At 67.2% G+C, this 15,040-nt stretch carries 17 protein-coding genes; 1 reads left to right on the top strand and 16 read right to left on the bottom strand.

The genetic code is table 11. The annotated features are described in order from the left end of the window. Window positions 1-30: 30 nt before the first annotated feature. From C0R46_RS01950 to C0R46_RS20695, 16 genes are all read right to left on the bottom strand, one after another. Entirely contained in the window at window positions 31-849 is an 819-nt protein-coding gene (locus C0R46_RS01950) for a CDP-alcohol phosphatidyltransferase family protein (RefSeq protein WP_102957890.1), read from the bottom strand. Window positions 850-854: 5 nt separating this feature from the next. After that, entirely contained in the window at window positions 855-1,553 is a 699-nt protein-coding gene (locus tag C0R46_RS01945) for a phosphatidylserine decarboxylase (protein WP_102957889.1), read from the bottom strand. Window positions 1,554-1,718: 165 nt separating this feature from the next. Further along, window positions 1,719-3,608, bottom strand: coding sequence for an ABCB family ABC transporter ATP-binding protein/permease (locus tag C0R46_RS01940; RefSeq protein WP_102957888.1), 1,890 nt, complete (start codon window positions 3,606-3,608; stop codon window positions 1,719-1,721). Between the two features lie 90 nt (window positions 3,609-3,698). After that, window positions 3,699-6,137: a LysM peptidoglycan-binding domain-containing protein gene (locus tag C0R46_RS20700; RefSeq protein WP_157944522.1), complete on the bottom strand. Its 2,439-nt coding sequence runs from the start codon at window positions 6,135-6,137 to the stop codon at window positions 3,699-3,701. A 200-nt stretch (window positions 6,138-6,337) separates the two neighbouring features. Further along, complete coding sequence (locus tag C0R46_RS01930; RefSeq protein WP_102957886.1) at window positions 6,338-6,568, bottom strand: hypothetical protein; 231 nt, start codon at window positions 6,566-6,568, stop codon at window positions 6,338-6,340. 37 nt (window positions 6,569-6,605) lie between these two features. Beyond that, complete coding sequence (locus C0R46_RS01925) at window positions 6,606-6,830, bottom strand: hypothetical protein (protein WP_102957885.1); 225 nt, start codon at window positions 6,828-6,830, stop codon at window positions 6,606-6,608. Between the two features lie 4 nt (window positions 6,831-6,834). Further along, window positions 6,835-7,047 (bottom strand): hypothetical protein, encoded by a 213-nt coding sequence (locus C0R46_RS01920; RefSeq protein WP_102957884.1) that lies wholly within the window; start codon window positions 7,045-7,047, stop codon window positions 6,835-6,837. 13 nt (window positions 7,048-7,060) lie between these two features. Then, window positions 7,061-7,246: a hypothetical protein gene (locus tag C0R46_RS01915; protein WP_102957883.1), complete on the bottom strand. Its 186-nt coding sequence runs from the start codon at window positions 7,244-7,246 to the stop codon at window positions 7,061-7,063. A gap of 139 nt (window positions 7,247-7,385) precedes the next feature. Then, on the bottom strand, window positions 7,386-7,940 hold the full coding sequence (locus C0R46_RS01910) for an NUDIX hydrolase (protein WP_245413377.1): 555 nt from the start codon (window positions 7,938-7,940) through the stop codon (window positions 7,386-7,388). Window positions 7,941-7,943: 3 nt separating this feature from the next. Further along, window positions 7,944-8,951: an inorganic phosphate transporter gene (locus C0R46_RS01905; protein ID WP_102957882.1), complete on the bottom strand. Its 1,008-nt coding sequence runs from the start codon at window positions 8,949-8,951 to the stop codon at window positions 7,944-7,946. Window positions 8,952-9,014: 63 nt separating this feature from the next. Continuing rightward, window positions 9,015-9,659, bottom strand: a complete 645-nt coding sequence (locus C0R46_RS01900) for a DUF47 domain-containing protein (RefSeq protein WP_102957881.1) — start codon at window positions 9,657-9,659, stop codon at window positions 9,015-9,017. A gap of 126 nt (window positions 9,660-9,785) precedes the next feature. Then, entirely contained in the window at window positions 9,786-10,820 is a 1,035-nt protein-coding gene (locus C0R46_RS01895; RefSeq protein ID WP_102957880.1) for a sulfate/molybdate ABC transporter ATP-binding protein, read from the bottom strand. Continuing rightward, window positions 10,817-11,722 carry a sulfate ABC transporter permease subunit CysW gene (gene cysW, locus C0R46_RS01890; protein ID WP_102957879.1) on the bottom strand — a complete coding sequence of 302 codons (906 nt, stop codon included), beginning with the start codon at window positions 11,720-11,722 and terminating at the stop codon, window positions 10,817-10,819. The genes C0R46_RS01895 and cysW overlap by 4 nt, the downstream gene beginning before the upstream one ends. 2 nt (window positions 11,723-11,724) lie before the next feature. Then, window positions 11,725-12,546, bottom strand: a complete 822-nt coding sequence (gene cysT, locus C0R46_RS01885) for a sulfate ABC transporter permease subunit CysT (RefSeq protein WP_102957878.1) — start codon at window positions 12,544-12,546, stop codon at window positions 11,725-11,727. Window positions 12,547-12,621: 75 nt separating this feature from the next. Beyond that, the gene (locus C0R46_RS01880) at window positions 12,622-13,632 is read right to left on the bottom strand and encodes a sulfate ABC transporter substrate-binding protein (protein WP_102957877.1); all 1,011 of its coding nucleotides are present in this window, start codon (window positions 13,630-13,632) and stop codon (window positions 12,622-12,624) included. A gap of 333 nt (window positions 13,633-13,965) precedes the next feature. After that, window positions 13,966-14,106: a hypothetical protein gene (locus C0R46_RS20695; protein ID WP_157944521.1), complete on the bottom strand. Its 141-nt coding sequence runs from the start codon at window positions 14,104-14,106 to the stop codon at window positions 13,966-13,968. A gap of 305 nt (window positions 14,107-14,411) precedes the next feature. On the opposite strand from C0R46_RS20695, the gene C0R46_RS01875 reads away from it, so the two are divergent. Then, window positions 14,412-14,942, top strand: a complete 531-nt coding sequence (locus C0R46_RS01875) for a dihydrofolate reductase family protein (protein ID WP_102957876.1) — start codon at window positions 14,412-14,414, stop codon at window positions 14,940-14,942. Window positions 14,943-15,040 lie beyond the last annotated feature (98 nt).

Below are 15,040 nucleotides of genomic sequence, written 5' to 3'. Positions count from 1 at the left end.
GATGCAGCGCCACAGTGCGGCAGCCGGCGGTCAGTCGTCGATCGTCTCCGGCCCCCGCGCGGCACGCCGGTTGTAGGCCCTCACCGAGAAGATGATCGAGACGAAATAGGCGACCGCCGTCAGCGTCAGCGTTTCCCAGAAGAAGCTCAGCAGCAGCGCGACATAGAGCACGAAGGCCAGGATAACCGGCATCACCAGATCGCGGCGCACGCGCATGCCGATCGTCTTGCCGGACCAGGTCGGCAGCCGGCTCGCCATCAGGAAGCCGATGAGAAGCAGGTAGACGGCCGATGCCGATGCCGCGAGTTCGTCATAGCCGAGATCGAAGCCGCTGAGGCTGATATAGACGGGGAAGAGCGCCAGTCCCGCACCGGCCGGCGCCGGCACGCCGACGAAGAAGGCAGTCTGCCATTTCGGCCGCTGCGGCTCGTCCAGCATGGTGTTGAAGCGGGCGAGGCGCAGCGCACAGGCTGTGGTGTAGAGTAGCCCGGCGATCCAGCCGAACGAGCCGGCATCGTGCATCGTGTAGGCGTAGAGGACGAGCGCCGGCGCGACGCCGAAATTGACGATGTCGGCGAGCGAATCCATCTCGGCGCCGAAGCGGCTCTGGCCCTTCAGCATCCGCGCGATGCGACCGTCGATGCCATCCAGGAAGGCGGCGCCGAGCACCATGCCGACGGCCAGCGTGAAGCGTCCCTCGAAGGCGAGGCGGATGCCGGTCATCCCCGCGCAGATGGCGAGCAGGGTGATGACGTTCGGCACGATGTGGCGGATCGGGATGCGCCGGCGTGGCGGCGGTGCCTCGACGTCTTCGTCGTCCGGACCAAAGGGCGGGAACGGCGACTCCATCGCCGTCAGTCCCGCCGCGACGCCCAGCGGCGAAGACCATCGCCGAACTCGGCGATCACCGTCTCACCGGCATAAGCGCGCTGGCCTTCCGCGACGCGCGGCTGCGCGCCGTCGGGGAAATAGATGTCGAGACGCGAGCCGAAGCGGATGAGGCCGAAGCGCTCGCCCGCCTCCAGACGGTCGCCGGATGCGGAGAAGCAGATGATCCGCCGCGCCACCAGGCCAGCGATCTGGACAACGCCGATCTCGCCCTGTGGCGTGTCGATCACCAGCGAATTGCGCTCGTTGACGTCGCTCGCCTTGTCGAGCTCGGCATTGCGGAACTCGCCCTCGCGATAAGCGATGCGGGCGATCTTGCCGCGCATCGGCGCGCGGTTCACGTGGCAATCGAAGACGTTCATGAACACCGAGATGCGCAGCATCGGCTCGGTGCCGAGCCCGAGCTCAGCCGGCGGCGCGGCGTGGCCGACGAGCGAGACGCGCCCATCCGCCGGGCTGACGGCGAGATGATCGGCGATGGGCGTGACGCGCTCCGGGTCGCGGAAGAAGTAGGCGCACCACAGCGTCAGCATCAGCCCGATCCAGAACAGCGGCTGCCACAGGAAGCCGAGCACGACCGACGCGATGAAGAAGCCTGCGATGAATGGATAGCCGGCGCGATGGATCGGCACGAGGGCGTTGCGGATCGAGTCGATGATGTTCAAGCGTCAGCTTCTCCGATGGCGGCGCGTCTTGAGACGCGCCTTTCAGGCACGGGTGCGGCCCTGCAGCCGGCGACGACTGGTGCAAGGGCATAGGCGATCCGGGGACGGCGAGGCAAGTCTTGCCGGGTCATGCCACCCCTGCCGCCATTGCGGCAGACCGGGCCGTCAAACGATCTCGGCCGGGCGCCGGCGATCCAGAACGCCCAGCGCATCAGCTTCCTTCGCCCGCCGCAGGACTTCCTCGGCCTCCGTCGCCTCGCGCTGCATCGTCCACATTTCGGCATAGAGGCCGCCGGCTGCAAGGAGGCTGCGATGCGAACCGCGCTCGACGATCTCACCCGCCTTCAGGACGATGATCTCGTCGGCGTCGACAATGGTCGACAGGCGGTGCGCGATGGTCAGCGTCGTGCGCTCCCGGGAGACGAGGTCCAGCGCCGACTGGATCTCCTGCTCCGTATGCGTGTCGAGCGCCGAGGTCGCCTCGTCGAGAACGAGGATCGGCGGCGCCTTCAGGATCGTGCGGGCAATGGCGACGCGCTGCTTCTCGCCGCCGGACAGCTTCAAACCGCGTTCGCCGACCATGGAGGAGAACCCCTCCGGCAGCTGCCGGATGAAGCCCTCGATCTGCGCCAGCTCGGCGGCGCGGTGCACCTCCGCCTCGCTCGCCGAGGGGCGTCCGTAGCGGATGTTGTAGAGGATCGTGTCGTTGAACAGCACCGTGTCCTGCGGGACGATGCCGATGGCGGCGCGCACGCTCTCCTGCGAGACGGAGGCGAGGTCCTGACCATCGATGGTGATGCGGCCGGACGAGACGTCGTAGAAGCGGAAGAGCAGCCGCGAGATCGTCGACTTGCCGGCACCGGACGGGCCGACGATGGCGACGGACTTGCCCGGCGGCACCTCGAAGCTGATGCCCTTGAGGATTTCGCGCGCCGGATCGTAGCCGAACCGCACATTCTCGAAACGGATGCGGCCTTCGCTGACGACGAGCGGCGTGGCATTCGGCGCATCCTGCACCTCCGGCGCGACGTCGAGGAGCTCGAACATCGCCTCGATGTCGGTCAGACCCTGACGGATCTCGCGATACACGAAGCCGATGAAGTTCAGCGGGATCGAGAGCTGCATCAGGAGCGCGTTGATGAAGACGAAGTCGCCGAGCGTCTGGGTGCCCGCCCTCACCTCCAGCGCCGACATCACCATGGCGGCCGCCATACCGATGGCGAAGATCACGCCCTGGCCGAAGTTCAGCCAGCCGAGCGAGGTCCAGATCTTGGTGGCGGCGACCTCGTAGCGCGCCATCGAGCGGTCGAAGCGCTCCGCCTCCATCGCCTCGTTGCCGAAGTACTTTACCGTCTCGAAGTTGAGGAGGCTGTCGATCGCCTTGCTGTTGGCGTCAGTGTCGGACTCGTTCATGTCGCGGCGGATGTTGATCCGCCAGTCGCTGGCAACGACGGTGAACCAGCAATAGGCGATCACCGTCAGCACCACGACGAGCAGGTACGAGACGCCGTAGGCAAAGGCGAAGATGCCGGCCGTCAGCGCGAATTCCAGCACCGTCGGGATGCTGTTGAGGATGGTGAAGCGGACGATCGCTTCGATCCCCTTGGTGCCGCGCTCAATGATGCGCGACAGGCCGCCGGTTCGCCGCTCCAGGTGGAAGCGCAGCGACAGCGCGTGCAGATGCACGAAGGTGCGATAGGCGAGCTGGCGCACCGCATATTGGCCGACGCTGGCGAAAAGCGCGTCCCGCAACTGATTGAGGGCCACCGAGACGATGCGGGCGACGTTATAGGCGACCACCAGCGTGATCGCGCCGGTGAGAACCAGCGGCAGCCATTCGCGCGCGCTGTTCGCCCCATCCAGCGCATCCGTCGCCCACTTGAAGAAGTAGGGGATGAGCACCGTCAGGATCTTGGCGAGCACGAGGTAGAACGATGCCCACAGGACCCGCGCGCGCAGGTCCGGACGCTCGCTCGGCCACATATAGGGCCAGAGGTTGCGCAGCGTGGAAAGGGTGGAGCCCCGGTCACCCGAGACGGTTCTGATTTGGGACAACGGGTCTATCCAATGACGCGAAGACGCGGCGGAAGGCTCCGCCGCGTCTTCATTCATGCTGATCTGGTTGGGCCGGCCCTGTGCCGACGATTATCCGGGCTTGGCGGCCGAGGGCGACGGGGACGAACCCTCCTTGTCCTGCGGCACGCGGAATACCTGTCCCGGATAGATAAGGTTCGGATCGCGGATTTGGTCGCCATTGGCGAGATAAATCACGGTGTAGCGGATACCACGGCCGTAACTTTGCCGCGAGATGCGCCACAGTGAATCCCCCTTGCGGATGATGACGCGGGCATCGACGTCCTGCAGCGCCGCCTGCCGGTTGACCGGAATGGCATCCTTTGCGGCTGCGTCGGGAGCGGCCGTTGCTTCCGTGCTGGACGATCCCGCCGCTGTCTCGGCCGCTGCGGTGGGTGTCTGCGAGACAGTCGCGGCGGATGAGCCGGCGTCGGCCGGTTTGTCCGCAGCCGCCACCTCGGCCGGCGCCGTGCTGTCTCCCGCGGCCGCGTTGGACCCTGCAGCGCCGGTCGCCGAAGTGCCGGTTGGCGTGGATGTGCCCCTTGCGGTTTGATGGTCCTGCGGTGCTGCGACCGCCGGCGGCAAGGACGTGTCTGCCGTGATCGCGCCCTGTGAAGGCGTGGCGTCAGGCGTCGCGGTTTCAGCAGCACTGTTTGTGCTCGACGCCTGCGGCGCGGTCGGCGCGGCTGATGCCGCTACGCTCTCGGACGCACCCTGCGAGGCGTCCTTGCCGGACTGGCTGTCCGCCGAAGCAGCGGCCGCCGGCTGAGTGTCGGCCTTGTTGGGGGCATCGGCCGCCGAGCCGCCACCCGCCTCCGTAGCGGTCTCGACCGGCGCTGCAGCCACGGCAGCATCTGCGCCCTGCGGCGGCGCAACGGCCGCCACGGCTTCGCCTTCGGGCCGGAAGAAGGGCACTTCGGCGCGCGAGCGCACCGCGCCGTCGGCACCGACCGCGTCGGCGCGCACGAGATGCTCGCCTTTCGCGACATCGCTCGTCGCGGTGATCAGGAAGCGGCCGTCCTTGACCGGGGCTTCGCCGAGCAGCTTGTTGTCGAGATAGATCCGCACCGACGCGGCCGTCCCGCCTGCACCGGCGACATAGACGCGGCCGTTCTCGACCTCCACGGCCTCGACGGCGACGATGCCGCCGGGATTGGAAGCGGTAGCAGCCGGCGCCGTGCTTTCGCCGGCAGCGCCAGCGGCGCCCTCGCCTGCAGCAGCGGCAGTGGTGTCGGCAGCGGCCGCCGTTTCCACGGGCTGCGATGACCCCGCCGGTCCTTCCGGTGACGCCGTGTCTGCCGCTGTGGTGGCCGGGGTGCCGTTTACCGTTGCCACGTCCGCTGCGTTCGAAGCGGCCGCCGTTGCGCCGTTCGGCGCCATTGCAGCGTCGGAGGCGCCCTCCGCAGGTGCCTCGGCATCAGCCGCCTTGTCCGAAGTTGCCGTTGCGGTCGCGGCTGCCGGATCTCCCTCGCCAGGCATTTCCGCAGCCGGCCGGTTGATCAGCCGGGCCGGTGCATCCGGCGCATCCACCATCGCCAGCAGCTCGCTCTCGCGGCCGCTTTCGGGCACGCTGACGACGGCAGTCTCCTTCGAGGTGACCGCCTTGCCGTCGGCCGCCTTGGCGACGAGGCGCATCTGGTGGTCGCCCTTGGCGAGCGGCTCGTCCAGCACGATGGCAAAGGCACCGTCGGGACCTGCCTTGGCACTGCCCAGCGTCTTGGCGCCGTCAACCAGCGCGACATCCGCATGCGCCGGCGCCTGCCCGGCCAGAACCGTCGAACCATTCGGCTCGACGCGCAGGACGTCGAAGCTCGGAACCTCGCCCGGAGCGGCGGACGCGGCGGCCGAGGCAGCAGGCGCGGCGGCCTGCCCATCGCTCGGGGCCGTCGCCGGTTCATCCGCGGCCGTGGCTGAGGGCGCCGTTTGCGCAGCGCTGTCCGGCAGGGCCGTCGTCTGTCCTGCAGCCGACTGTTCGGAGGCGGGCTGCGCAGTCGACTCCGCACTGCCCGCATTTGCCGTAGCGCCATCACCCGGTTCTGTTGCAGCGACATCGGCTGGTGCGACTGGTGCGACTGGTGCGACTGGTGCGGCTGGTGCGGCTGGTGCGGCTGGTGCGGCGGCGCTGTCGCTCGTGGTCGGGATGCTAGACGAAGCGGTTCCAGGCAAAGCGGCACCAGCTGTAGCGCCGTCCGTAGTGCCGGCCGCCGTCGCGGTACCGCCCGCACCGGCATTCTCACCCGTCTGGGGGGCCGCCTGGTTTGGTGACGCAGGGTCGGCGGGAGCAGCGCTCGGCGCAGAAGCCGGCGTTCCGGGCGTCCCCGCGGCGGGCGAGCCGGGTGCGGGCGTTGTTGCGGCAGGCGGCTGCCCCTGCGTCACGGGCTTGGTTTCGGCGCCCGGCTCATCGCGGCTGATGCGCATGCGCTCCGAACTCAGCATGTCCCAGTAGCCGGCGACGATTGCCACCAGAAGCAGACCGCAGATGATCAGGATGCCGAGGGCCTTGCGCTTCATAACCAGAACCAATCGAAGCTTGCAGCACGTCTTGCAAAAGACGTGCCTTCCTCTCGACCATTAACGAACCGTCAACGGCGTCACAAGCAGATGGGTCCGGCATCGCGGAAAGTCGGTAAACGCGGTCCGAGCTCCCGTCGTCGGACGCCCTCAAGCGCCCGGCGCACTGGCTTTGATTGTCGTGGTCGCGGCGCCTCTAGTCAGGCCTTGCCGCCGCTACCGCCGTCGTTGTGCTTGTTGTGCCGGCTTTCCTGGTTCATGCCGCCGCGGCTGACCGGAAATTCGCTCTCGCGCACGCCGGGCTTTGGATGATGCACCGCGTCGTCTTGCCCGATAGCATGAGCCTCGGCGTCGAGGCGGCGTTCGTCGGGAAGATCGTCCTTGCGCTCCAGCGTGCGGAGCATCTGCTCATGCGTCTTCTTCGCCTGCATCACTCATCTCCCATGTTGCAGAGGCCGGCCCCCGGCTTCAGCGCCGCAGTTGGCCTTCCGCGTTCAGTGCCTCCGCCTTGTCGATCCCGCCTTGCGGATTGGTGTCGTTCGCAAGATCGCCCTCGATCGTGTTCTCGCCCTGCACGTCGGCGATATCTTCAGGCGTCGCGCCGGCCATAGTGGCGCCCTTGCTCGCGCCGATACCCGGATTCTGGATCAGATCCTTGTCGTTTGGCGTCGATGTCTTGGGATGCTTGGACATCGGGTCAGGCCTCCTTGTCCGTCTTGCCGCCCTTGCTCTTGGCGTCATGCGTGTGGTGGCTGTCCGGCTCTCCGCCGCCGCTCGATACGGCGCTGCGGGGGCGGCGATCGTCATCGGCCGGCGGCTTGTCGATCTCGAGCGGCGCCTTGGCGTTCTCGTGCGAGGCGCCCGGCCCACCTTGGCGGATGCTGTTCGGCGTCTTGGTGGATGTCGACATGATCAGTCCTCCCTCAGCGGTCCTGCTGATAGCCCTGATGGGTCGTGTTCTCTTTGATGTTGCCGTGACGCCCTTGCTCTTCGGAATAGGGCTTGGCGGTCTGACCGTGCTGCGTCTGGTCGACAGGCGCCGTATTCGCGCCGCCGGTGCCCTTGGGGCTTTGGTTCTCGCTCGGAATCGGGGGAGCCTTGCTCGTCATTGCCTGATCCTCAGTTGCATGAGGAAGGCCAACGGGATCGATTCCGCCTTGTTCCGATATCGCGCGCGGGAGTCGCTTGACGGCTAATCGTCCCGCCACGCTATGGACGGCGCGCCATCAGTCTCGCCTGCGCACGGTATCAGCCGCTATGGGCAGTCCAGCGCTTTGACTTGCGCAGGAAGGTCATCACCTCTTCATCGGAGGGCAGGTTGACGATGATGGTGCTGAGCTCGGGCTCCAGCACCCGGTCAGCCGCCTCGAAGGCACCGAACCAGCAGACCTCGCGCTGACCCTTTTCCTTCCAGCTGGCGGCCTGTTTCTCGGCGGCCATGGCGTAGACGGCGACGCGGCACAGCTCGAAATGGGTGTCGCCGCGCTTCCAATAGGAATAGCTGCCCACCGAGCGGCGCAGCATACGGCCCAGCATGCCGGCCTCTTCCCAGGCCTCGACGGCCGCCGCACGATGGTCCTTGCGGCCCTTCATCGGCCAGCCCTTCGGGACAATCCAGCGCTTGGTCTCGCGAGAGGTGACGAGGAGCACCTCCAGCCGGCCATCGGCGTCGAGGCGCAGCGGCAGGGCGGCGACCTGCTTGCGGGTCCGGACAGCCTTACCCTTCGGCATTGAAAACGCGGCCTGAACGCTGCGGCGGACGCTCCAGATCCTGCGATAGGCGGCTGCGAGCTTCGATCCCATCGCTCATCCCGCCACCAAGCGGACAGCGCCATAGAACAGGGCGGCGATCCCCGCCGACACCGGCATTGTCACGACCCAGGCGACCACGATGTTGCTGGCGATCCCCCAGCGCACGGCCGAGACGCGGCGTGCCGCGCCGACGCCGACGATGGCACCGGTGATGGTGTGGGTCGTAGAGACGGGAATGCCGAGCCACGTTGCCGCAAAGAGCGTCAGCGCGCCGCCGGTTTCGGCGCAGAAGCCCTGCATCGGGTTGAGGCGGGTGATCTTCGAACCCATCGTATGGACGATGCGCCAGCCGCCGAACAGCGTGCCGAGCGCCATCGCCGCCTGGCACGAGATCACCACCCAGAGCGGCACGTAGAAGCTCTCGCCGAGCATGCCCTGTGAATAGAGCAGCACCGCAATGATGCCCATCGTCTTCTGGGCATCGTTGCCGCCGTGGCCCAGCGAATAGAGCGAGGCGGAGACGAACTGCATCACCCGGAACGTCCGGTCCACGGCAAAAGGCGTCTGTCGCACGAACAGCCACGAGACGACCAGGATCAGGACTAGCGCCAGAAGGAAACCGACAAGCGGCGACAGGACGATCGCACTGGCGGTCTTCAGGAGACCCGACCAGACGATGGCGCCGGTGCCGACCTTCGACAGGCCGGCGCCGACGAGGCCGCCAACCAGCGCATGCGAGCTCGACGACGGGATGCCGAGCAGCCAGGTCACGATGTTCCAGACGATGGCGCCGCCAAGCGCCGCGAAGATCACGGCCGCATCGACGATCTCGGCATCGATGATGCCCGTGCCGAGCGTCTCGGCCACATGCAGGCCGAAGAACAGAAAGGCGATGAAGTTGAAGAAGGCGGCCCAGAGTACGGCAAATTGCGGCCGCAGCACCCGCGTCGAGACGATGGTGGCGATGGAATTGGCGGCATCGTGCAGCCCGTTCAGGAAGTCGAAGAACAGTGCGACGCCGATGAGGCCGAACAGCACTGGAAGGGCGAGCGCGGCGTCCATCAGCGGCGTTCCTGGCCGAATTCCGCCAGCCGCTGTCTGACAGCGCCCTGGTCGAACACAGCGTCAGACATTCTCGATGACGATGCCGCTGATCTCGTTGGCGACATCCTCGAACCGGTCGACGACCTTCTCCAGCTGGCCATAGATCTCGCTGCCGATGAGATAGGCCATCGGATTGGTCTGGCCGTGGCGGCGGAAGAGGTCCTTCAGCCCCTCATCATGCAGCTCGTCCGCCCTGCCCTCGACCCGCATCACCTCCTCCGCCAGCGCGCCGAGCCTCGTTGCATGGGTGCCGACCTTGTCGAGCAGCGGGATCGCCTCGGCGACGAGATGGGCGGCCTGGACGATCACGCCGCCCATCTCCTGCATCAGCGGATCGAAGCTTTTCTGCTCGAAGAGGGTGATCGTCTTCACCGTCTTCTGCATCATGTCGATGGCGTCATCCATGGACTGGATGAGGTCCTTGATGTCGCCCCGATCGAACGGCGTGATGAAGCTCTTGCGCACGGCGAGCAGGACGTCGCGGGTGATGGCGTCGGCCTGATGCTCGAGCTCGACGATCTCGCGGCAGTGGCGCTCCACCGCCTCGCCCCCGGCGAGCAGCTTGTGCAGCGCCTCGGCGCCGCCGACGACAACCTGCGAATGCGCGGCGAAGAGGTCGAAAAATCGATCCTCGCGGGGCATCAAGGCCCTGAACCACCCCAGCATCTTGGCCTCCGCTGCAGAATCATCCCACCCACCGGCTTACCCGATGCAGGAGCACCCGCAAACGGAAGATGGGATGGCCGGCAACGAAGCAGATGGCAGGGCCAGGGCTTGGAGCGCTTCTGCAGCTCAGGCCGGGTTGTCTGCGAAGACCCGCCAGCGTCTCAGTTCGATGATGCCGACGTCCCCGGCCGCAACGGGCGCATCGGCCGCGGCATCGAGTTCGACCGGCTCGCCGGCCGCCGTCTGCGCCACGATCCGGCGGCTGTCCGGCCGGTCCAGCACGCGCAGGACAGTGGCAGGCACACCCGTCCTGCTGGACAACCCGGACCAGGCGAGGTCGCGCGGCCGCGCGTAGACGGTGCCGGCACCGTCCGGCACCCCGGCGGCGTCGAGCTGCAGCGCGCCAAGGCTCGCGCGCCCGCCGGAGACGGTTGCGGCAAAGCGGTTGGTATCGCCGAGGAAGTCCATGACGAAGGCCGAGGCCGGCTGGCGCGTCACCTGTTCCGGCGTGCCGGACTGGACGATGCGGCCGTCCTTCAGAATCACCACCTCGTCGGCGAGATCGAGCGCCTCCTCCTGATCGTGGGTGACGAACAGCGTTGTGATGCCGAGTTCGTCATGGATCTCGCGCAGCCAGCGGCGGAGATCACGTCGCACCGCTGCATCCAGCGCGCCGAAGGGCTCGTCGAGTAGGAGAACCCGCGGCTCGACGGCAAGGGCCCGCGCGAGCGCGACACGCTGGCGCTGGCCGCCGGAGATCTGCGAGGGGTAGCGGTCGGCCAGCCCGTCAAGCTGGACGAGGCGCAGCAGCTCGGCGACGCGTGCGCCGATCGCATCGCGCGAGCGCTTCGGCTTGCGCGCCTCCATGCCGAAGGCGATGTTGTCGGCAACGCTCATATGCGGGAACAGTGCGTAGTGCTGGAAGACGAAGCCGACGCCGCGCTTGGCGATCGGGATATTCGTCGCATCCTCCTCGCCAAAGCGGATGATGCCGGTGGTCGGAAACTCCAGGCCAGCGACCATCCGGAGGATCGTCGTCTTGCCGGAGCCAGAGGGACCGAGCAGAGCGACGAGGCGGCCGCTGCCGACCTCGAGGGAGACGTCGTTGACGGCGCGAAATCCGTCGAAGGCCTTGGAGACGGCGTCGAGGCTGATCTTCATCGCGCAAGTCCTGATGCGGGTAGAGACGGGACGGCGACTTCACCGGCCGCAGGCGCGGCGGGGCGTCTGGTCCGGCGCCCGGCACCGCGCCGTTCCAGCCAGACCTTCAGGACCAGTGTCACCAGGGCGAGCACGGTCAGGATCGTTGCGGCTGCGAAGGCGCCCGCCGTATCGTAGTCGTGGTAGAGCAGCTCGATATGGAGCGGCAGCGTGTTGGTCTGGCCGCGCACATTGCCGGAGACGACCGACACGGCGCCGAACTCGCCCATCACGCGGGCGTTGCAGAGAACGACGCCGTAGAGCAGCGCCCAGCGGATGTTCGGCAGCGTCACGCGCAGGAACGTCCGCAGGCCACCGGCGCCGAGCGAGGCCGCGGCCTCCTCCAGATCGCGCCCCTGCGCCTGCATCAGCGGGATCAGCTCGCGGGCGACAAAGGGCGCGGTGACGAACATGGAGGCGAGCACGATGCCGGGCAGCGCGAAGAGGATCTTCAGGTCAGCGCTCTGCAACGCGTCGCCGAACAGGCCCTGCAGCCCGTAGACGAACAGATAGGCGACGCCGGCGACGATCGGCGAGACCGAGAACGGGATCTCGATCACGATGATCAGGAGGCGCTTCAGCGGAAAGTCGAACTTCGTCACCGCCCAGGCCGCCGCAATGCCGAAAGCGGTGTTGACGGGCACGGCGATCAGCGCCGTCAGTACCGTCAAGCCGGCTGCGTGCAGCGTGTCCGGCTCGCCAATCGTGCGTGCGAAGGCGCCAAAGCCGGCCGAGAAGGCCTGCACGAAAATGACCACCAGCGGCGCGACGAGGATCAGCGCTGCGAGCACGAGGACGATGGCGAGAAGGCTGCGGCGAACCGCCGGGCGCTCGCCGATGCGGGGGCCGGATCGCGTGGCCATGGTCAGCTGCGCTCCATGTAGCGCAGCGCCCTGCCCTGCAGGATGCCGGTGACGGCCAGCATCACGAAGGCGGCGAACAGCATCACCGAGGCGATCGCAGCCGTGGCGGGATAATCATATTCCTCCAGCCGGATGAAGGCGAGGAGTGCGGTGATCTCCGTCGACAGCGGCTGATTGCCGGCGATGAAGATGATGGCGCCAAACTCGCCGAGGCTGCGGGCGAAGGCGAGCGACACGCCGGCGAGCAGCGCCGGCGTCAGAAGTGGCAGGAGCACGCGGGTGAAGATGCGCCATTCGCCAACGCCGAGCGACAGCGCCGCCTCTTCCAGCGCGGGATCGAGATCCTCCAGCACCGGCTGCACCGTGCGCACCACGAAAGGAAGGCTGGTGAAGATCATCGCGACGGTAATGCCGAGCGGGGTGTAGGCCACCTTGACGCCGAGCGCCGCCAGGGGCGCGCCGAACCAGCCGTTGGAGGCGAAGAGGGTCGTCAGCGCGATGCCCGCGACCGCCGTCGGCAGGGCGAAGGGCAGATCCACCACGGCATCGAGGATGCGCCGGCCGGGAAAGCGGTAGCGCGTCAGCACGAAAGCCAGCATCAGGCCGAAGACGAGGTTGAAGGCGGTGGCGCCGAGCGCCGACAGGACGGTGACGCGATAGCTTGCCACCGCGCGCGTCGAGGAGACGATGCGCCAGTAGTCGGCAGGGCCGAGGCTCGCCGCCTTGAAGACGAGGGCCGCCAGCGGCAGCGCGATGATCACGGCGACGTAGAGGAGCGTGAGCCCCAGCGTGAGCGGCAGGCCGGGAAGGACGCGGCGGGACACGTGACGAGCGATCTTTCTTAAATAAGGAAAGGCCGGCTCGCGCCGGCCCTCACCTAGATGCAGTTGGGTTCGGCCTTAGCGATCGCCGTAGAGTTCGTCGAGAGTGCCGCCGGAGGCAAAGTGCTCGGCCTGGATCTTCTGCCAGCCGCCGAAGACGTCCTCAACCTTCAGCAGGCGGACCTTCGGGAAGCTCGATGCGAACTTCGCCACGACATCCTTGTCCCGGACGCGGTTGCCGTTCCCGGCGATCAGCGTCTGGCCTTCCGGCGAATACAGGAAGTCGAGATAGGACTGTGCCAGCGGTCGCGAGCCGCGCTTGTCAGCGACGCGGTCGACGATGGCGACCGGGAATTCGGCCAGCAGGCTGACCGGCGGCACCACCGTCTGGAACTTGTCCTCGCCGAACTCCTTGGCGATCCCGCGCGTCTCCGCCTCGAAGGTGATGAGGACGTCACCGATCTCACGCTCGACGAAGGTCGTGGTGGCGCCGCGGCCGCCCGTGTCGAACACCGGCACGTTGTCGAACAGCTTCTTGACGAACTCCTTCACCTTCGCCTCGTCATTGCCATAGGCCTCGCGGGCGAAGGCCGTGGCGGCGAGATAGGTGTAGCGGGCGTTGCCGGACGTCTTCGGATTGGGGAAGACGACCTTCACGTCGTCGCGGACGAGATCGTCCCAGTTGCGGATGTTCTTCGGGTTGCCGGCGCGAACAAGAAAGGCGGGCAGCGAGTAGTAGGGCGAGGCGTTGTCCGGGAACTTCCCCTGCCAGTCGGCCGCGACGAAGCCGCCCTTCACCAGCGCCTCGACGTCGGTGACCTGGTTGAAGGTGACGACGTCGGCTTCCAGGCCTTCGAGGATCGCGCGCGCCTGCTTGGACGAGCCGGCATGCGACTGGTCGACGGTAACGTCGGTTCCCTTGTCGGCCTTCACCTTGGCGACGAAGGCCTTGTCGATCGTGGCGAAGAGCTCGCGCGAGATGTCGTAGGACGCGTTCAGGATGGTCGTCGGCTCGGCGGCCGCAGCCGGCGCCGCGGGCACAGCGATGGCGGCCGTAAGGGCGAGGCCGAGCGCCAGGAGGGTCTTCATGAGATGCGTCCTTGTCGATGGTGGCCGCACACTAGCCGCCGCCGGACGCCGTCACGAGGCAAGCTACCGCGCCGCAGCACGGCACGGCGGAAGGAGTTTCTCATGATGGCGCTCGAGCCGGAATAAGTTGCCCGGTGCCGGCAGACAGACTGGGGCCCGGCGCCGAGCGGTGGATCCTCGGGAGGCGCGCGGGCCGAGGGTCACCGGCCGGAGCGTCAGGTGCTGCGTTCCCCTCCGATCGCGGAGGCAGTGCCGTTGAGGCTTACGAACGCGGCGACCCCGCTCCAGCACGGGGGGCTCCCGCAGACATTTGCTCAGGCCAAGTTCACTCTTCTACAGCAGAAGAACGCAGCCGCCGAGAAAGGTGAAGACCACGCAGACAGCCACCGGAGCGACCAAGTCCATTGCCACGCTGCCGAGCCGCGGCAGCATCAACACAGGCGAGATCGTCTTCTCCACGCGTTGCTCCGACATGCCGTCTCCTGTCGCCGTTTCGGATAGGAGACAGGCTGGGCGCGTATGGTTAACGAATGGTTAACGCTGAGGGCGCACCGATCCCCGCCCGGACCAAGTCCTTGAACACGCTCATGAAGATCAAGGGTTCGAGAAGCCGAACCCAACTTGGCGCAGAGCCGGCAGCAATGTCACGGCTGCCGCAGGCGGTGAAGCGATAGACCGGTCCAGGGCCGTCGGCACCGCTTGGATGTGCACGCGCGCCGACCACCTTACGCGACCCGTCATCTCCCTTTATCCTCGGCACGGCGGCAGAGGATGCAGGCATGGCGAAGCTCATCTTCGGAATGAACGTGTCGCTCGACGGCTATGTCGACCACGACGCCTTCGCGCCGGATGCCGTGCTCTTCCGCCACTGGATCGCGCATGTCGAGGGCCTCGCCGGCAGCCTCTATGGCCGCCGCATGTACGAGATCATGCGCTACTGGGACGACGACGATCCTGCCTGGGACGGCGATCGGCGCGCCTTCGCCGCAGCGTGGCGCCGCCTGCCGAAATGGGTCGTGTCACGCTCGCTACAGGCGGTCGGGCCGAATGCGACGCTCATTGCCGGTGATGTCGATGCAGCCGTGCGCAGGCTGAAGGACGAGCAAACGGGTGGGATGTCCGTGGCGGGACCGGACCTTGCCCACGGCCTGACCAAACTTGGCCTCATCGACGAGTATCGCCTCTATCTTCATCCCGTCGTGCTCGGCGGCGGCACGCCGTTCTTTGCCGGCGCGCGGCCGCCGCTCCGCCTTACCGCCAGCGAACGCTTCGGCACGGACGTCATCCGGCTGACCTACGTTCCGGCGTGAACTGCGTGCTCAGCTGGCCCGCTGACGGCGGCCCAAGTCCGCCGAAGGCGGCCGGTCGAGCACGACTCCTATCGGCCGCGCAATCGGATACATCTCGC

Origin of the sequence: Mangrovicella endophytica (assembly GCF_002893625.1) — a bacterium.
Lineage (GTDB): Bacteria > Pseudomonadota > Alphaproteobacteria > Rhizobiales > Rhizobiaceae > Mangrovicella > Mangrovicella endophytica.
This window is presented reverse-complemented; position numbering and strand designations above follow the sequence as displayed.